Origin of the sequence: Treponema sp. (genome assembly GCF_045641405.1) — a bacterium.
GTDB lineage: Bacteria > Spirochaetota > Spirochaetia > Treponematales > Treponemataceae > Treponema_D.
Map to the genome: position 1 here is coordinate 1 of NZ_JAZUGX010000032.1, position 16,137 is coordinate 16,137.

Annotated in this window: 11 protein-coding genes; 6 read left to right on the forward strand and 5 right to left on the reverse strand. The window is 40.0% G+C overall.

The window, feature by feature from the left end; genetic code table 11:
- Positions 1–205: 205 nt before the first annotated feature.
- From ACKI39_RS04565 to ACKI39_RS04575, 3 genes are read right to left on the reverse strand one after another with little or no spacing between them, the layout of a single operon-like run.
- Positions 206–1,552 (reverse strand): MATE family efflux transporter, encoded by a 1,347-nt coding sequence (locus tag ACKI39_RS04565; RefSeq protein ID WP_407398099.1) that lies wholly within the window; start codon positions 1,550–1,552, stop codon positions 206–208.
- 48 nt (positions 1,553–1,600) lie between these two features.
- Positions 1,601–3,019 carry a hypothetical protein gene (locus tag ACKI39_RS04570; protein ID WP_407398101.1) on the reverse strand — a complete coding sequence of 473 codons (1,419 nt, stop codon included), beginning with the start codon at positions 3,017–3,019 and terminating at the stop codon, positions 1,601–1,603.
- Positions 3,009–5,327 carry an SH3 domain-containing protein gene (locus tag ACKI39_RS04575; RefSeq protein WP_407398103.1) on the reverse strand — a complete coding sequence of 773 codons (2,319 nt, stop codon included), beginning with the start codon at positions 5,325–5,327 and terminating at the stop codon, positions 3,009–3,011. Before ACKI39_RS04575 ends, ACKI39_RS04570 begins: the two co-directional genes overlap by 11 nt.
- A 111-nt stretch (positions 5,328–5,438) precedes the next feature.
- On the opposite strand from ACKI39_RS04575, the gene ACKI39_RS04580 reads away from it, so the two are divergent.
- From ACKI39_RS04580 to ACKI39_RS04600, 5 genes are all read left to right on the forward strand, one after another.
- A complete protein-coding gene (locus ACKI39_RS04580; protein WP_407398105.1) occupies positions 5,439–5,948 on the forward strand; it encodes a J domain-containing protein in 510 nt (169 codons plus the stop codon).
- A gap of 1 nt (position 5,949) precedes the next feature.
- Entirely contained in the window at positions 5,950–7,029 is a 1,080-nt protein-coding gene (locus tag ACKI39_RS04585; RefSeq protein WP_407398107.1) for a leucine-rich repeat protein, read from the forward strand.
- A 4-nt stretch (positions 7,030–7,033) separates the two neighbouring features.
- The gene (locus ACKI39_RS04590; protein WP_407398109.1) at positions 7,034–8,749 is read left to right on the forward strand and encodes an Hsp70 family protein; all 1,716 of its coding nucleotides are present in this window, start codon (positions 7,034–7,036) and stop codon (positions 8,747–8,749) included.
- 319 nt (positions 8,750–9,068) lie between these two features.
- A complete protein-coding gene (locus ACKI39_RS04595) occupies positions 9,069–9,350 on the forward strand; it encodes a hypothetical protein (RefSeq protein WP_407398111.1) in 282 nt (93 codons plus the stop codon).
- A gap of 3 nt (positions 9,351–9,353) precedes the next feature.
- Complete coding sequence (locus ACKI39_RS04600; protein ID WP_407398113.1) at positions 9,354–10,178, forward strand: hypothetical protein; 825 nt, start codon at positions 9,354–9,356, stop codon at positions 10,176–10,178.
- 434 nt (positions 10,179–10,612) lie between these two features.
- On the opposite strand, the gene ACKI39_RS04605 is transcribed toward ACKI39_RS04600, so the two are convergent.
- Both ACKI39_RS04605 and ppdK read right to left on the reverse strand, forming a co-directional pair.
- Positions 10,613–12,478, reverse strand: coding sequence for a leucine-rich repeat protein (locus tag ACKI39_RS04605; RefSeq protein ID WP_407398115.1), 1,866 nt, complete (start codon positions 12,476–12,478; stop codon positions 10,613–10,615).
- Between the two features lie 240 nt (positions 12,479–12,718).
- On the reverse strand, positions 12,719–15,637 hold the full coding sequence (gene ppdK, locus ACKI39_RS04610) for a pyruvate, phosphate dikinase (protein WP_407398117.1): 2,919 nt from the start codon (positions 15,635–15,637) through the stop codon (positions 12,719–12,721).
- Positions 15,638–15,816: 179 nt separating this feature from the next.
- On the opposite strand from ppdK, the gene ACKI39_RS04615 reads away from it, so the two are divergent.
- Positions 15,817–16,137: chromate transporter (locus ACKI39_RS04615; protein WP_407398119.1), on the forward strand; the 321-nt coding region annotated here is incomplete at its 3' end.

Consider the following 16,137-nt stretch of genomic DNA (forward strand, 5'->3'; position numbering starts at 1 on the left):
CTTATGCAGCCGTTTTGAACCTATATGCGTTTCTTTATGCTCTTTTACAATTTTTAATTTGAACTCTTCTGAGTATTTGGACATAAAAAATGCACCTCCTAAAATTGAACTTTATTTGTCCAACTTTAGGGGTGCACTTCAAACATTCGGCCGCTTTTTTTATACCTCACGGATTCAATCTTGCTGACGAAAAATCATTGAATTTTTACAGCTTGTTTTGCTTTACATCATTCCAAAAAATTTTCAGATAGATGAAGCATATGATAATCTGCATCACCGTTGAGCTTGGAGTTGCAAGAGAAAGATAGAAGATTGAATCAGGATAGAAATGATTTATTACAAAAGACAAGGGAACGCGAATACAGAAGGCACCGAAGATTCCCTGAAGCATTACGAACTTTGTTTTTCCGGCCCCGTTGTAGAATCCGATAAAGCAGAACAAAAATGATGTAAACAATACATCAATCGAATATCCCTTAAGGTACTGCCAGCCTGCAAAGACAACATCGTTTTCCTTGCTGAACATTTCGCAGAGAAGGTCTCCGTGAAAGAATCCAAGCCATGCAATAAAAACTGCAACAATGAGGGAACTTCCGATTCCGCAGATCAAAGCCTTTACTGCCCTACCCATTTTCTTTGCACCGTAATTCTGTGCAACAACAGAACTCATGGACTGACTGAAAGATGAAGGAACAAGCATGATGAATCCGCAGAGTTTTTCTGCAATGCCGATTCCTGCACTGGCAACAACACCCATGGAATTGACGATGGCATTCAAAAAGAAAAAGGAGATGCTTACGAGCAGGTCCTGGAAAGCAACTGGAGTTCCAAGTTTCAAAATCCTTGCGTTCAATGAAGAATTGAATTTAATCATCTTCAAGTTGAAAGTAAAAGGCAAGTCCATCCTTACAATGATAAAAAGGGAAATTATAACGCTCAAAGCCTGGGCAAGAACTGTTGCAATGGCAGCACCTGCAGAACCCATTTTAAGAACCGCAACAAAAAACAAATCGCCAAAAACATTGAATACACTTGCAATGGCAACGATTATCAAAGGAAGCTTGCTATTACCAAGTCCGCGGAAAATTGCACCCAAAAGGTTGTATGAAACGATAAAAAGAATTCCTGCACTGCAGATGATCATGTAACTTTTGCAGTAAGCAACAGCTTCTACAGGAACCTTGAGTACAGTGATCCATGAGGTCGTTGTAAAAATCATGAGAACAGAAGTAATCATTGCAATGATGAAAAAAAGCACGATGCCGCTGCCGATGATTTTACCCGCTTCTTCAAGTTTCTTTTCGCCTATTCTCTGACCAAGAAGAATTGTCATACCAAGGGAAATTCCAGTAATCACATTGGAAATGGTCATCATGATGTGGCTTCCGTTTGAAACTGCAGAAACGGCTGCCGCATCACAAAACTGACCGATTATTATTAAATCCACGGCTCCATACATTGTCTGCAGGAGCATGGCAAAAAGGATTGGAAATGCAAATTTCAAAAGTGGCCCAAGGATTGAACCTTCCGTAAAATCAGAGACTGTTTTCATAGAAAAGAATTTATCCAATATGGAAGATTAAATCAATCGAGGCAATTTTTACTTCACTGTTTCTATAAAATCAATGGAGATCAGGTCGTCACCACGCTTTTCTATGCACATGTGCTTGTCATTTTCGAAGGAGTAGAAAATTTCTTCCATGGAAAAATCATGTTCTTCAATTACTTTCAACACGACTTCAGGAAAAGCTTTTTCCCTTTTTAGAATCTGACAGAATGTTTCAAGATCACATCTATTTAAAACGAACCTCTGAAAAAATCCAGAGTCCCTTACATTTATATTGGAACAGATTTCATGCACAATCATCTTTGCTGTACTAAAATCATTGGCCCTATACTTTCCATACCAAATGTTGGATCCATTTTTACTGCATAAATCATAGAGCCAGTTTCCAAGCCTTTTGTTTTGAACGGCATCTTCTGGACCGCATGGTCTTGTTGGAACCTGAATGTTATATTCTTTTTTACCCATCTCCTTCCATAGATTTATGTTGTAAAGGCCTGGATTATCTGGACCAGCAACACAATTATGGGATTCAATCTCGGGGCAATTTTCAATGGCAATGAGATATCCGAAACTGTCATCAGTGAACAGTTTAAAATTTGAAAGGGCAGAAAAAGATTGAGGTGACTCGCGAATAACCTTTGCCGCATAGAATTTTCTGCTCTTCCTATCAACCACATTCTTAATTATATGGATCTGTTCATCGACATATTCTTTAGATGCAAGAGGATGACAGTTTTCACGCCAGCCGTCCTCATCAGAAAGAAATCTCCCGAAAAAAATCTTTTCCCTTTTTTCCCTTTTCTTTATTTCCTGAATCGCCTTTTCTTTTTCCTCTTCAAGATGAGCCTTAAGAATTTCATAGTCACGATTGATGCTGAATTCTTTCAGGTACATATCAACATCTTTTACTATTCCTTCAATCTTCCAATATTTCCTGTTTCCAAACAAATCTTCACCGCTTACTGTCTGCCAGTACTGTGCGTAAAAACTTATGTTGCTGGACAAATACTTTCCGTCGTATGGAAAAGAAGGCGCGTATTTTTTAAGATCAAAAACAAAATCATCCAAAGTGTGATTTTCAAAATACTTTTTGTCATAGTCGGCAATAAAATTCTGACCACCTGCAAAGTCATCGCAGTGCACTTCACTTATATAAAAGGTTCCGTCTGCTTTCTGAAAAAGGGATTTGTCATGATATGCATACGAAACATCTCTCCCTCTTTCCCCTTCGATTGCAGTATCAATATACATTACACGGACAGCATCTTCATATTCTAATAATTTTTCTTCTTCCTCTTTTGTTTTTCCCCAACTGCTAAAATAATGCGTCCTGCCAATTATACGTTCAGCATCTTCCGGGGATTCTGCAGCACCAGTGGGATCCGATATATATCCCAAAGGCTTATATTTCGTTTTCATATTTTCAGCATCCTTTTCAATTTTATTTTTCATATACCTGGTAAACGGAAGCTGCCGCCTCATTTTGAACACCATAACCGCCACTTCCTATATCCCAGTCGTAGGTTGAACCGATGAAGTTTTTATTCTTATCATAAAGATAGATTTCACCGAACCTGTTGTTTTTTGGAACTCCCAGCTTTATGGATACATCAAGCCCCTTCTGTTCTGGAAGCAAATTGAATCTTCTGAAATTCGAAAAATCTTCGCTTATCCAGCTATAGTATGGAAGTCTGAATTCGGAAAAATACGGATAGAGGTGAACTTCATTGTTCCCCGTAATTTCATAGCCTCCGATAATTGCTCTTACCAGTTCTGCATTTTCGGCCCTTGTATCAAAATCATAGCACATGTAGATTCCATCAGGCGAAAAGTTGAAGCTATAACCCACTTCACCATCATCCTCGCAGTTAAAAGTTTTTGCGCAAAGACCTACCTGTTCCTTGACCAAAGGTTCAGTATCGCTTATCTGGATTTCCTTTTCCGTAATCGTAATATCATATGATGAATAGAAATGATTCTCGTTTACTTTTTCACTCACAAGAAGCATTTTTCCATTCCACCAGAATTTCATATCAGATCCTGGAACTGATTCTAATTTCATGGCAAACAAAAGGTTGAATGTCTTTGTCGAATAGAATGTAATGTATTTGTCCAATGTTCCTTCCAGTACGGCACAGATGGATTTATCTTCATTCATCTGGAAATTATTATATGTGCGCATACCTTCATAAATTTCATTGTTTGCAAGTCTGTAGGAAGCCTTTAGGTTTGCATCAGGATCATATACACAGAATCTTGAATCGCAGCATAGCACATCCTCTGATCCTGGAATAAAGAGTGTCCCCTCTGAGAACTGAGTTTCTGGGAGCATGTGAACAACAGGATCGGGCCAGTTTTCTGAATTTGAGCTTACATAAACCAGGGCGTTCTCAACAATATGAGTTGAAGAAGTCCATATGGAATTACAAATGTGATAAACAGCATTGTTGTTCTCATCAAAATCCACATCATAGTCATATTCCAAGTGATGGTCTGAATCACAGTTTGGAGTTTCAACATCCAGAATTTTCTGAACCTTAGTTTCAACATCAAATGCTATCATTCTGGAAATGTATCTTTTGCCCGTAAAGAATTCTCCCACAAGATAAAAATATCTTTCATCCTTACTTACACTTATACTCTCAATTACTACAGAACCACTCAAGGCTTCCGGTACGTCCGTGTCGATTTCAAAAACCGTTGAAATGTTGCCTTCATCCATGGAATATAGGCATACTGATTTTCCCCAGCCAAAATAAACTGCGTTGCTTTTTGCACTGTAGAAAATTGCATCGGATTCTCTATCATTGTAATCATTTAGATAAGCTGACAGATAGACATTCTTTACTTCATCGTTGTTCCGGTTGTATATCTCCAGGTTTTTTGACTCATTGACCCTGGCAACATAATGGATGTTGTCGGAGCAAAGGACAATTCTTGGTATATACCCTAAGGATGCCTTATAGTCGTTTTTTTCCACAAGCACATCAGCATTTTTTCTTACATAATGAGTTTTGGTTTTTGAAATTTTAAAACCGTCTGCAGTGGAATATCCTGGTGTCCTTCCAAATACCCATCCTTTTTTTCCAGTGGACTGATTCAAAATGTAATACCAGGCACCATCATCAAGATAGCGGCTTACTCCAGCAACCCTGATGATTATTCCGGAATCCTTTCCGCCAAAGCTAGAAATCTTTTGGGATTTTTCTGACGGTGCACTATACATGGCAAGGGTTCGATTTTCATGAGGCATTATGTAGCTGCCTATCGATGCCATTCTTGGCTGATCAAGCATGCCATAATGATAGTAATCGGACGAAATGCTTTCCCCCAGATTTCTTTCCATGTAGCCGCCAAAGACCCATCCGCTTTTTACTTTTTTCTTTTCTGCAATATCTGACGGCAATTCAATTTCAAGCCAACTTGAAGTTATGCCATCTATGGTAATTTCCGCACCAGTTTGAAGAAGTCTTACAATGGTCCTGTCAGTAAGTCCTGCAATTTTTATTGAAGACAAATCAGGAGTTTCACGGACATTCAATCCTTCTGGAGAATTTACCATGACATACTCCATATCTACTTTAGGCAATTCCTTTTCAACATCTTTTTCTTCAGTGATTTCTTCTGCGTCATCTTCTAAATCTTCAAGAAATTCTTCAGGTGAATCCTCTGCAACAGAAGATTCTACGCTTTCTTTTTTACAGCTTCCTAAAGCCAGAACAAAGGCCATCAACAATGCGGTTTTTATCAACTTTTTCATTTTTTTTATTTTATTCCATTCGCTAATTTTCTGCTACAGATTTCATGGGCGGCTGACAGTAAATAATAATTTTAAATTTCCATTTTTTCAAAAAATCTATATAATTGAATCATGGACTATTGGAAAATACTTGGCATAAAACCAACTTCCGATAAGGCCTTAATTAAAAAAGCCTTTGCACAAAAAGTAAAAATTAATCCTCCTTCAAAAGATGCCCAGAAATATCAGGAGCTTCGGGAAGCCTATGATTGGGTTATGAAACAAGACTCCAGCAAAATATTTATGCCCAAAGCCTTTGATGACTTATTGGACGATGATTCATTCCTGTCAGAAGAAGACGATGATGATACAATAGATTCTGCACTTGGAAAAAATGAGGCAATGGATGAAAGCATTTCCCTTGCAGAACTTTCCCGCCTTAGGACCATGTTCGGCTCCATTTCCTTTAAGGATATAAAAACCGCCATCGGCTCTTTTCCCTATAGAAAAATATCTTTTGCAGGCCCTTTGCTTTATGAACATTTATGGAAAAACCTTAAGCTACTTAAAACTTTTGCACTTCTGTTTATCATGGCAGTCATTGCCTTGGTTAGATGCCTTTTAATCTGTTCGGAACAATAAGATGCGCGATATATACAATCTTTTTCAATATTATGAAAGACACAACCCCTATGATTTTACGGAAGATATAATTCTTGACCGCGCAAAGGAAAAACTCTGCAAGAATCTTTTTACCCATCAGGAATTCTATATTGCCGTTGAAAAATCAGAAAGCAACGCAAAGGACGCAGAGCTTCCAGTTCATCTTGAAGAAGCAGAATTCAACACAAGAATCTACATCTGCCTTTCCAAAATCAGCGTCTACATGGCTAAGAAAAAACTGGAGGAAAAGAATGTTGATTTTGTACCTGTTTCCAGGGACGAAGTCTTAAGGATTGCTGGTCTTGGAAAAAAGATTTCATACTTCAACTTTTACTTTCCTGTGCACAACCATGAAGTGGTTCTTTCTGCTGAAAAAGTATTTGAATCCATGACGACTGAAAAACGTTTCCTGTTTTACGACCTCAGCAAAATAAACCACTATGTGCCATTCCTCGGCAGGGTAAATGCTTTTCTTCTTGTTGCATTCATCGTCCTTTGGATCTATCCATACATAAACCCTCTTTTTCTGAATGAAGTCGGATTAAAAAGAGATTCCTTTGAACGAATGTCCGACATAACCATTACCCGCTACAGAGGTGATGCAAAGCACCTTTTTCTCAAACGTCCTAAAACGGTATATAAAGTGGGCTTTAGCATTGGAACCAGAGCATTCTCCAATAATCCCAATATTGAAACAGTTACTCTGAACTTTAAGTATAATGAAAAATGGAAATACTTGAATTTAACGAAAATCAACCGTTTTGCATTTTATGAATGTCCAAATTTAAGGCGCATAGATTTACCCATGGGGCTTCTGAAAATTTCAGGAGTTGCATTCTGCAGTCTTCCTTCACTTGAAACCCTTTACATTCCACCAACGGTCTATGATTTAAGTGACGGCATAATCTATGCAGACTGTCATAAACTTAAGACCATATATATAACGGAAAGTCTTTACAGAAAATACGAAGAGGATTTCACAAAAGAAAACGAAAAAGAAAACCTTGATGTTGAATTTATCTTCATAGATGAATTTGAAGAAAAAAGTAGAGGAGAATAATTAAATGGCAATCATCGGAATCGACTTGGGTACAACAAACAGTCTGGTATCAGTATGGAGGGATTTTGGTCCCGTAATCATTCCAAATGCACTTGGAAAAAACCTTACACCGTCCTTTGTTTCCATTAAGGAAGACAATACCATTGTTACAGGACAGGCCGCAAAGGAAATGCTCATTACGGATCCTGAAAACACCGCCTATGCATTTAAAAGAACCATGGGCCAAAGATATTTCTATTCTCTTCGCGGAAGGGATTATTCTTCAATTGAATTGTCTGCCTTCATTTTAAGTTCATTAAAAAGAGATGCTGAAAAATTCCTTGGAGAAGAAGTTACTGAAGCCGTTATCAGCGTGCCTGCCTACTTCAACCAGAACCAGCGCCGTGCAACACAGGAAGCAGGAAAGCTTGCGGGCCTTAAAGTTGAACGACTCATCAGCGAGCCTACAGCAGCTGCCCTATGCTATGGAATCAACGAACAGCCAGACATGAAGAATGCTATTGTCCTTGACCTTGGAGGAGGAACCTTTGATGTTTCAATCCTTGAATTTTTTGAAGGCATTATTGATGTTAAGTCCGTAAGCGGAGACAACCGTCTTGGTGGAGAAGATTTTACAAAATCCATTTCCGCCTGGTTCCTTTTTGAAAACAAGATTATGGGTGACCTTACTCCCGCAGAAATCGCAGAAATGAACAAGGTTGCAGAAACTGCAAAGTTCAAGGTATCCGACAAAACAAATCCACAGCCAGCAGAAATGGCCATGACAATTGAAGGAAAAGAATATAGATCTACCCTTACTCCAGAAACTTTTTCTGCCATAACTTCCGACCTTGTAATGCGCCTTAAAAGTCCTATAAAGAAAGCAATGAATGATGCTGGCCTCCATGTTGCAGACATTGATTCCGTAATACTCATGGGCGGAGCAACAAGAATGAAGTGCATTACTGATTTTGCAGAAGCAGTTTTTGGCGACAAGGTCATTTCAAGAATCAATCCTGACGAGACCGTTGCCCTGGGTGCTGGTGTACTTGCCGCCATGAAGGACTGCAATCACGATTTGAAGGAAACCGTCCTTACAGACATCTGTCCTTTTACTTTGAGCACTTCCGTCCTTAAGAGCCTGCCTGCTCCATTCAGTACAAATACAGACGGCAATATCATATGCGATCCTATCATCGAAAGAAACACTCCTGTTCCTGTAAGCATCGTAAAGCGCTATTACACATCGGTTCCAGGGCAGAAAAATATCCGCGTCGATGTATACCAGGGAGAATCAATGATTCCAGAGGAAAACTTAAGTCTTGGATGCCTTGATTCAGAAGTTCCATACAACAAAAAGGAACATGAAGCCATTGACGTAAGGTTCACCTACGACATTAACGGACTTCTTGAAGTTGAAGTTACAAGCGTAAGCAACGGATATACAAAATCCATGGTCATCAATCAGGGAAACGCCGATCTTTCTGACATTGAGATTGCAGAGGCTAGGAAAAAGATGGAAAACCTCAAGGTACTCCCTTGGGAAGATGAAGAGAACATCGCCATCCTTGAAAAAGCAAAGCGTCTTTATCAGGAATCCATCGGCGAGCAGAGAAAAAAGATCCTTGACCTTACTACAGTTTTTGAAACTGCCCTTGCAAAGCAGATTCCAGAACAGATCAGGGAAATGAGAGAGAAGCTTGAAAGAATTTTTGACGACTACGATTCTGAAATCTGGTAAAAATATGAACAATAGAAAAACCATTCCTTTAAGGACATTGCTCAAATACATTTCTCTTGGAATCCTTGCAGCAGGAATTTTCTTTGTACTTGAATTTTTTTGGGGCAAAGAAGATTTTAAATTCGTCTGCATACTTGGAATGGCGATTGGAATTTTTAGCTTCGCAATCTCGGCCCTTGCAGATTTTTTTCTTGAATTTGTAAAAGTCTCCTCTGCAGAAAGACGAATTAAGATACTTTTTGCCTTTCCCTATTGCCTTCTTATTTTACTTTTTTTATTGATAATATTTTTATTCTTCGATGGGTTTAAAACGGATTTTATGGATACCCTGCTGATGGTTCTTGGAATCCTTTCTGTCGGTGCTGTCCCAGTAAGTCTTGTCGTACTTTACTTTTTATGGGACTCAAGAAAGCTGGAAGACGGAGATGAATCTTCAATGGTGAATCTTTTCGACAACCTGTTTACCAGAATCACAGGCCTTTCTCCAGAAGATAAGAATGGAGAGAAAAGCAAAGAATATAAGAGGGCACATACCATCTACATTGTCATCCTTATCCTGGTTGCCCTTCTTTTTTTACATATTAAAATGAGGATCTTGTAATCTATGAATTCAGAATGCTGGAAAATACTTGGCATTGAACCTACAGACAATAAGGCTGAAATTAAAAAGGCTTTTGCTGCCCAGGTAAAAATTAATCCACCTGGTAAGGATCCTGTAAAATATCAAAAAATCAGGCAGGCTTATGACCAGGCCCTTAAATCTGTTTCTTTTGAAAATTCCATGCAGGAAGAACCTGTTGAACCTTCTGCAGAAGAATATGTCAAAACTCAAGCTTTTAAAACTGAACTGGCCGATGAAAAACCATGCGTCAAAAATGAATCAAAAGACGGTGAAGCTTTTCTTGACGAAGCAGAGGATGCTTTGGGTGATGAAAAGGCAAAAAAAATACACACCATACGCGATGATTTTTTAAACGCTGATTCTGCCGCAAGCATCCGCCATGAAGCCATAAAAAAAGAACGCGGTCACTTTATGGTACTTGCAGTCCTCTTTGTTCCTGTTTCCATGATCATTCTTTTTGTATCGCAGAAAAACCACGGTGGAATCATGAACCTTGGTTTCAATCTTCTTTGCGGATTTGTCATTGCCGCTCTAAGTACAAAAATTGAAAGAATGCTGAATTGCCGTATTGAAAAAAAAGAGCTTGAAAAAGTCAGTCTCGGCGATGTAAATGCTGCAGCCAACACCGTTACCGTCCTGCTTGTCCTCCGTCTTTTTTTAACTCTCGCCCTATGCCTTCTGCTTAAAATCGTCCTTATAGCAGCCAAGTGCCCAGACTACATGCAGCATTACTTTGGAGGAGTCCTTTTCTTTTATTTTGTCTATAACCTGTCCTATTTGAAAAAACAGCTTAGAAAAAAATTTTAGTAGGCTAGTGCAATAAAAAACCCTCCCAATATTTCTACCGAGAGGGTTTTGCATAGAATCCGTGGGCAGCGCCATAGATGGCGCGTCAAAGAATCAAAAAAATTACTTTTTTTAAATTCTTGAACAAATAGATTTTTTATCAACGAAACAAAACTTTCTTACGGTATCCTTGAAAAAATCTCATCAATAGAAAAATCAACGGGACCGTCTTCAACCACCTCTTCTCTGCCGTAATACCTTTTGTAAAACCCGTTGATGTGAGTTGGAAAACTTTTGAAAATAAAAACGTTTTTGGTAAAAATATATCACATAATTATCATTGTATTTTCACAAATATTAATAACCCATAGATTTTAACAACCTCCTAACTAAACACTATGTTCTTATGTTTAAACATTTCTTGAATGTTACCCACATGAATCATGAAGTAAATCTCAGTAGTATATTACCTTTTTGCAACTCTTAAATAACGTATCATTTTTATCAATAAATCTTTTCGGAACTTCTATTTCAAGATTATTGCATTCATCGAAAGCCCTATCCCCTATTGATGATACTGACTCAGGAATTGTTAAATGCTGCAGGTTTCTGCAGTATCTAAAGGCACCTTCTTTAATTGATGTTACCGAAACAGGAATATTTATTTCTTTTAGCGATGTGCAGTAGAGAAAGGCGTTTTCATCAATTACGGTTATTGTATCAGGTAAAGTAATGGATTCAATCGTATCACAACTAAAAAAGGCTAACTGCCCAATTATTGTATTTGAGTCCTCTAATACAACTTTTTTAATGTTATTTTTTGATATCCATGGTATATAATCTATAAAAAGAAACTTGTTTTCGGGGTCTTCAGGAGTATAAATGCAATAACATGCTCCTGAAACAATACGAAAAGCTGATTCTCCAAGAATTAAACACTTTATATTTTTATACCATAGCCCTTCTGCATAAGAGGGTCTTAACGTTAAATTTATACATTCATTAAAAGCATATTCTTTAATTTTACAACCATCTGGAATATAAATGTTTAGAAGATTAGTACATCCATAGAAAGCATTTTTTCCAATTTTTGATATTTTATCTAAGTCATTAATATTCTTAATTCCCCGACACCCAGAAAACGCTGAATCTCCAATTGCAGTTATTCCATTTGGAATTTGTATATTTTCTAGACTTGTGCAGTTAGCAAAACAATATTCGAAAATTTCTGATATTTTATCAGGAATTTTAATTTGCTTAAGACTTGTGCAATTCATAAAGGCACAACGTTCTATCAGTTCAATACTCTCAGGAATTTTCACGTGATTCAGACTTGTACATCCCGAAAATGTCTCAGCCTTTAATGCACTCACAACATCAGGCAATTCCATGGTTTCAAGAGCTGTACAACCAGAAAAAGCCTCTGCTCCTATTTCCGAAATACTGTCTGGAATATCTATACCTGTAATTGTAGTACTATCTTTGAATGCGCCGCTTTCAATTTCTTTTGGCCCATGTTTTATTTCCAGATGCTCAAGATGTTTGAGGCCGCTAAAATATTTTGCCTCTACTTTTGCTTCACCTTTTATTAGAACCGCATCAAAACCATGTTCCACGGTGTCATCAACCATCCTGATCAATGAACCGTTTCCTTCTACCTTTACTATGGACATGCAGCCTTGGAGGGCAGCAGGATGTATGAAGGTTTCAGAATTTTTTATCTTTATTTCCTTAAGCTGTCCGCAGTCTGCAAAGGCATTCCGTTCCACACTTTCCATTGATGCAGGCAGAACCACAGAAGTAAGATTTGAACAGTCTCTGAAGGCATCCTTCTTTAGCACCGTTGCCGTATCTGGTAGTACGACGGAAGTAATGTTGCCGCAACCACTGAAAATTCCACCTGGAATTTCTTCAAGGTCCTTTGCCCGACTAAGGTCAAGCACAACATTTGTTTCAGGGTTTGCCTTTAAGGTTTCACTGATTGTCGAAAGGTCTTCTTTAGATGTCGATCTGTCAAGCTGAACATATACAATTTCGCTGTCGGTGTTGCTGTCCAGGATGCCCTGTATTTCATCAGCTGCGACTGGAGTTCCCGTTTCTGCCTGCATGCCTGTCAATTTTTCCAAGGCCGCCTTAAGCTCATCAAGCTGCTTCTGTAAAAGCTCCTTTTGCTGATTCAGCAGTTCATTCTGTTTCTGGAGCTCGGCTGCCTTTGAACTATCTTCTTTTACTATTTCAGTTACTTCTGTAACCTCAGTCTTGCAGGCAAACATGCATAAAAAAAAAGCAGCAATAGCTGTGGCAAAGAAAACTTTTTTCACGGAATACTCCTTTTACTTTTCCTGATGAAACCATTATAGAAGATGGATTTCAAAATGAAAAGAAAAAACTATCCCATGACACTGCAATAAAAAACCCTCCCAGTATTTCTACCGAGAGGGTCTTTGCATAGAACCCGTGGGTAGCGCCAAGGATGGCGCGTCAACGGTTAAGCAACAAAGCCCGAGAGTTTCATTCATGAAACTCTCAGAGTAAAAATCACAGGACGTGATTTTTACGACTTATTTCTTTGTTGTCTTCTTTCCTGGAGCCTTTTTTGCTGCTGGCTTCTTTGCAGGTGCTTTCTTAGCTGCAGGCTTCTTAGCTGCTGTTGCTTTCTTTGCAGGAGCCTTCTTTGCAGCTACCTTCTTTTCTGCAACTTTCTTAGCTGGAGCCTTCTTTGCTGCTGCCTTTGCAGGAGCTGCTTTCTTAGCTGCTGGCTTCTTTGCAGGAGCCTTTGCTGCCTTAGCTGCCTTTGCTGCTTCGATTACTGCCTGTGCACCTGCGAGACGAGCTGCTGGTACGCGGAATGGAGAGCAAGATACATAGTTAAGACCAAGAGCATAGCAAAGCTTGATTGAGTCTGGATCACCACCGTGTTCACCACAGATGCCGAGGTGGAGGTCCTTGTTTACAGAACGTCCGCGTGCTTCTGCGATTTCGATCATGTCACCAACACCTGTTGCATCGAGTGTAGCGAATGGGTCCTTAAGGAGAACTTTCTGATCGAGGTAAGATTCGATGAACTTAGAGTAGTCATCGCGTGAGAATCCGTATGTTGTCTGAGTAAGGTCGTTTGTACCGAATGAGAAGAAGTCAGCGTACTTAGCGATTTCTGCTGCGTTACATGCTGCTCTTGGGAATTCGATCATAGATCCGATCTGGAACTTGAGCTTTGTTCCGCATTCCTGGTTAACTGTAGCAATTACAGCTTCTGCCTGTGCGCGGATCTGCTTAAGTTCTGCGAATGTTGTTACGTTAGGGATCATGATGCGAACGTCGTTCTTGAGACCTTCTTTCTGAGCCTTAGCTGTTGCGCGAGCAATAGCTTCAACCTGCATTTCGTAGATTTCTGGGTATGTGATAGCGAGACGGCAACCACGATGTCCGAGCATTGGGTTGTGTTCGTTGAGTTCAGCATACTTCTTGTTGATTGTTTCTACTGATACGCCAAGCTTCTTTGCAAGTGCTGCAGCGAGTTCTGGTGTTTCAGCCTGTACGAATTCGTTAAGAGGTGGGTCAAGGAGACGGATTGTTACAGCGCGTCCTTCCATTGTCTTGATGATTTCGTAGAAGTCCTTCTGCTGAAGTGGGAGGATAGCCTTGAGGTTAGCCTTGCGAGCTTCAGTATTTTCAGAAATGATCATCTTCTGGAATGAAGAAAGCTTTGGTTCTTCGAAGAACATGTGTTCTGTACGGCAAAGACCGATACCAGCAGCACCAAAGTCGAATGCCTGCTTTGCTTCGTTCTGTTCTGCGTTTGCGAGAACTCCGAAACCTGCAACCTTCTTTCCAGACTTTGTTGTGCGTACTGACTTAGCACGGATTTCATCTGCCCAACCGAGGAATGTCTTGAGGTCGCCAGATACAGCTGCTGGTGTTACTGGGAGAGCTTCACCATAAACCTTACCTGTTGAACCGTCGATAGAAATTACATCACCCTTCTTGAATGTCTTTTCACCGATCTTTACTGTTTCCTTGTCGAGGAATACAACTTCTGCACATCCACAAACACATGGTGTACCCATACCGCGAGCAACAACAGCTGCGTGTGATGTACGACCACCAGTAGATGTAAGGATACCCTGTGCAACGTACATACCAGCGATGTCATCTGGAGATGTTTCCTTGCGAACGAGCATTACCTTCTTTCCAGCCTTGTCCCATTCAACTGCTTCTTCTGCTGTGAATACGATTGCACCACAACCTGCACCTGGAGATGCGTTGAGAGCTGATGCGAGTGGCTTTGCGTTCTTGAGAGCTGTCTTGTCGAACTGTGGGTGGAGAAGCTGGTCAAGCTGATCTGGCTTAACGCGCATAAGAGCTTCTTCCTTTGTGATCATCTTTTCTGCAACCATGTCTACAGCCATCTTAACAGCTGCTGGACCTGTGCGCTTACCGTTGCGGCACTGGAGCATGAAGAGCTTTCCTTCCTGAACTGTGAATTCCATGTCCTGCATGTCGCGGTAGTGCTTTTCGAGGCGGTTGCGGATCTTTGTGATTTCAGCAAAGATCTTTGGCTGCTGCTTCTCGAGAGCAGAGATATCCATTGGAGTACGGATACCAGCAACAACGTCTTCACCCTGAGCGTTGATGAGGTATTCTGCCATGAACTTGTTTTCACCTGTTGATGGGTCGCGTGAGAATGCAACACCAGTTCCTGATGTTTCACCCATGTTACCGAATACCATTGCCATTACAGTAACAGCTGTACCCTTAATCTTGTTTTCATCAATGTTGTTGAGCTTGCGGTAAACGATAGCGCGATCGTTCATCCATGAGCCGAATACGGCACCGATAGCTCCCCACATCTGTTCCTGTGGGTCCTGTGGGAAGTCCTTACCCTTTTCTGCCTTGTACATAGCCTTGTACTTAGCTACAACTTCCTGGAGGTCTTCTGTCTTGAGTTCAACATCTTCTTTAACACCGCGTGACTTCTTTACAGAGTCAAGGATTTCTTCGAATTTGTCGTGGTCAACGCCCATAGCAACGTTACCGTACATCTGGATGAAGCGGCGGTATGCGTCCCATGCGAAACGTGCGTTGTTTGTCTTTGTTGCAAGTCCGATAACTGACTTGTCGTTGAGACCGAGGTTGAGGATTGTATCCATCATACCTGGCATTGATTCAGCTGCACCTGAGCGAACTGAAACAAGGAGTGGATCCTTTTCGTCACCGAGCTTTTTGCCCATAGACTTTTCGAGCTTTGTGAGGTACTTCTGTACTTCTGCTGCGAGAGATGCAGGATACTTCTTTCCGAGCTTGTAGTATTCCTGACATACGTCGATAGAAATTGTGAATCCTGATGGAACTGGAAGGCTCAAAGGTTTTTTTGCCATCTGAGCAAGGTTAGCACCTTTTCCACCGAGGATGAGACGCATTGATTCATCGCCTTCTGCGTCACCGTCACCGAAATAATAAACATATTTGGTCTTAGCCATTAATGTCCTCCATATATATATGTAAATTAGATTATACAAACATTTTTTTTTGTGGTCAACAAATTAGCGCTGTAAAGCACCTAAATTACTCGTAAATACTTCTTCTAAAATTGATATAAAATTATATTCCCATCGATTAAAATTTACTATAATTGCAGGGGAATATTTAAGGTGAATGAATGACAAGAATTAAAATGATTTTGAATCTTTACTGGTCGTTTCTAAAAATCGGCGGCCTGACATTCGGCGGCGGACTTACAATGCTTCCAATGCTGGAGCACGAACTTGTGAAAAAAAACAAATGGATTACAGAAGAGGAACTTCTTGACTGTTATGCCATCGGCCAGTGTACACCGGGAATCATTGCCGTTAATACGGCAACCTTTGTCGGCTATAAAAAAGAAAAAGTGCTGGGAGGAATTTTCGCGACCCTGGGAATGATAACTCCGTCCCTTGTAATTATTACAGTTGCCGCAATGTTTTTACAGCTCATTATGGGC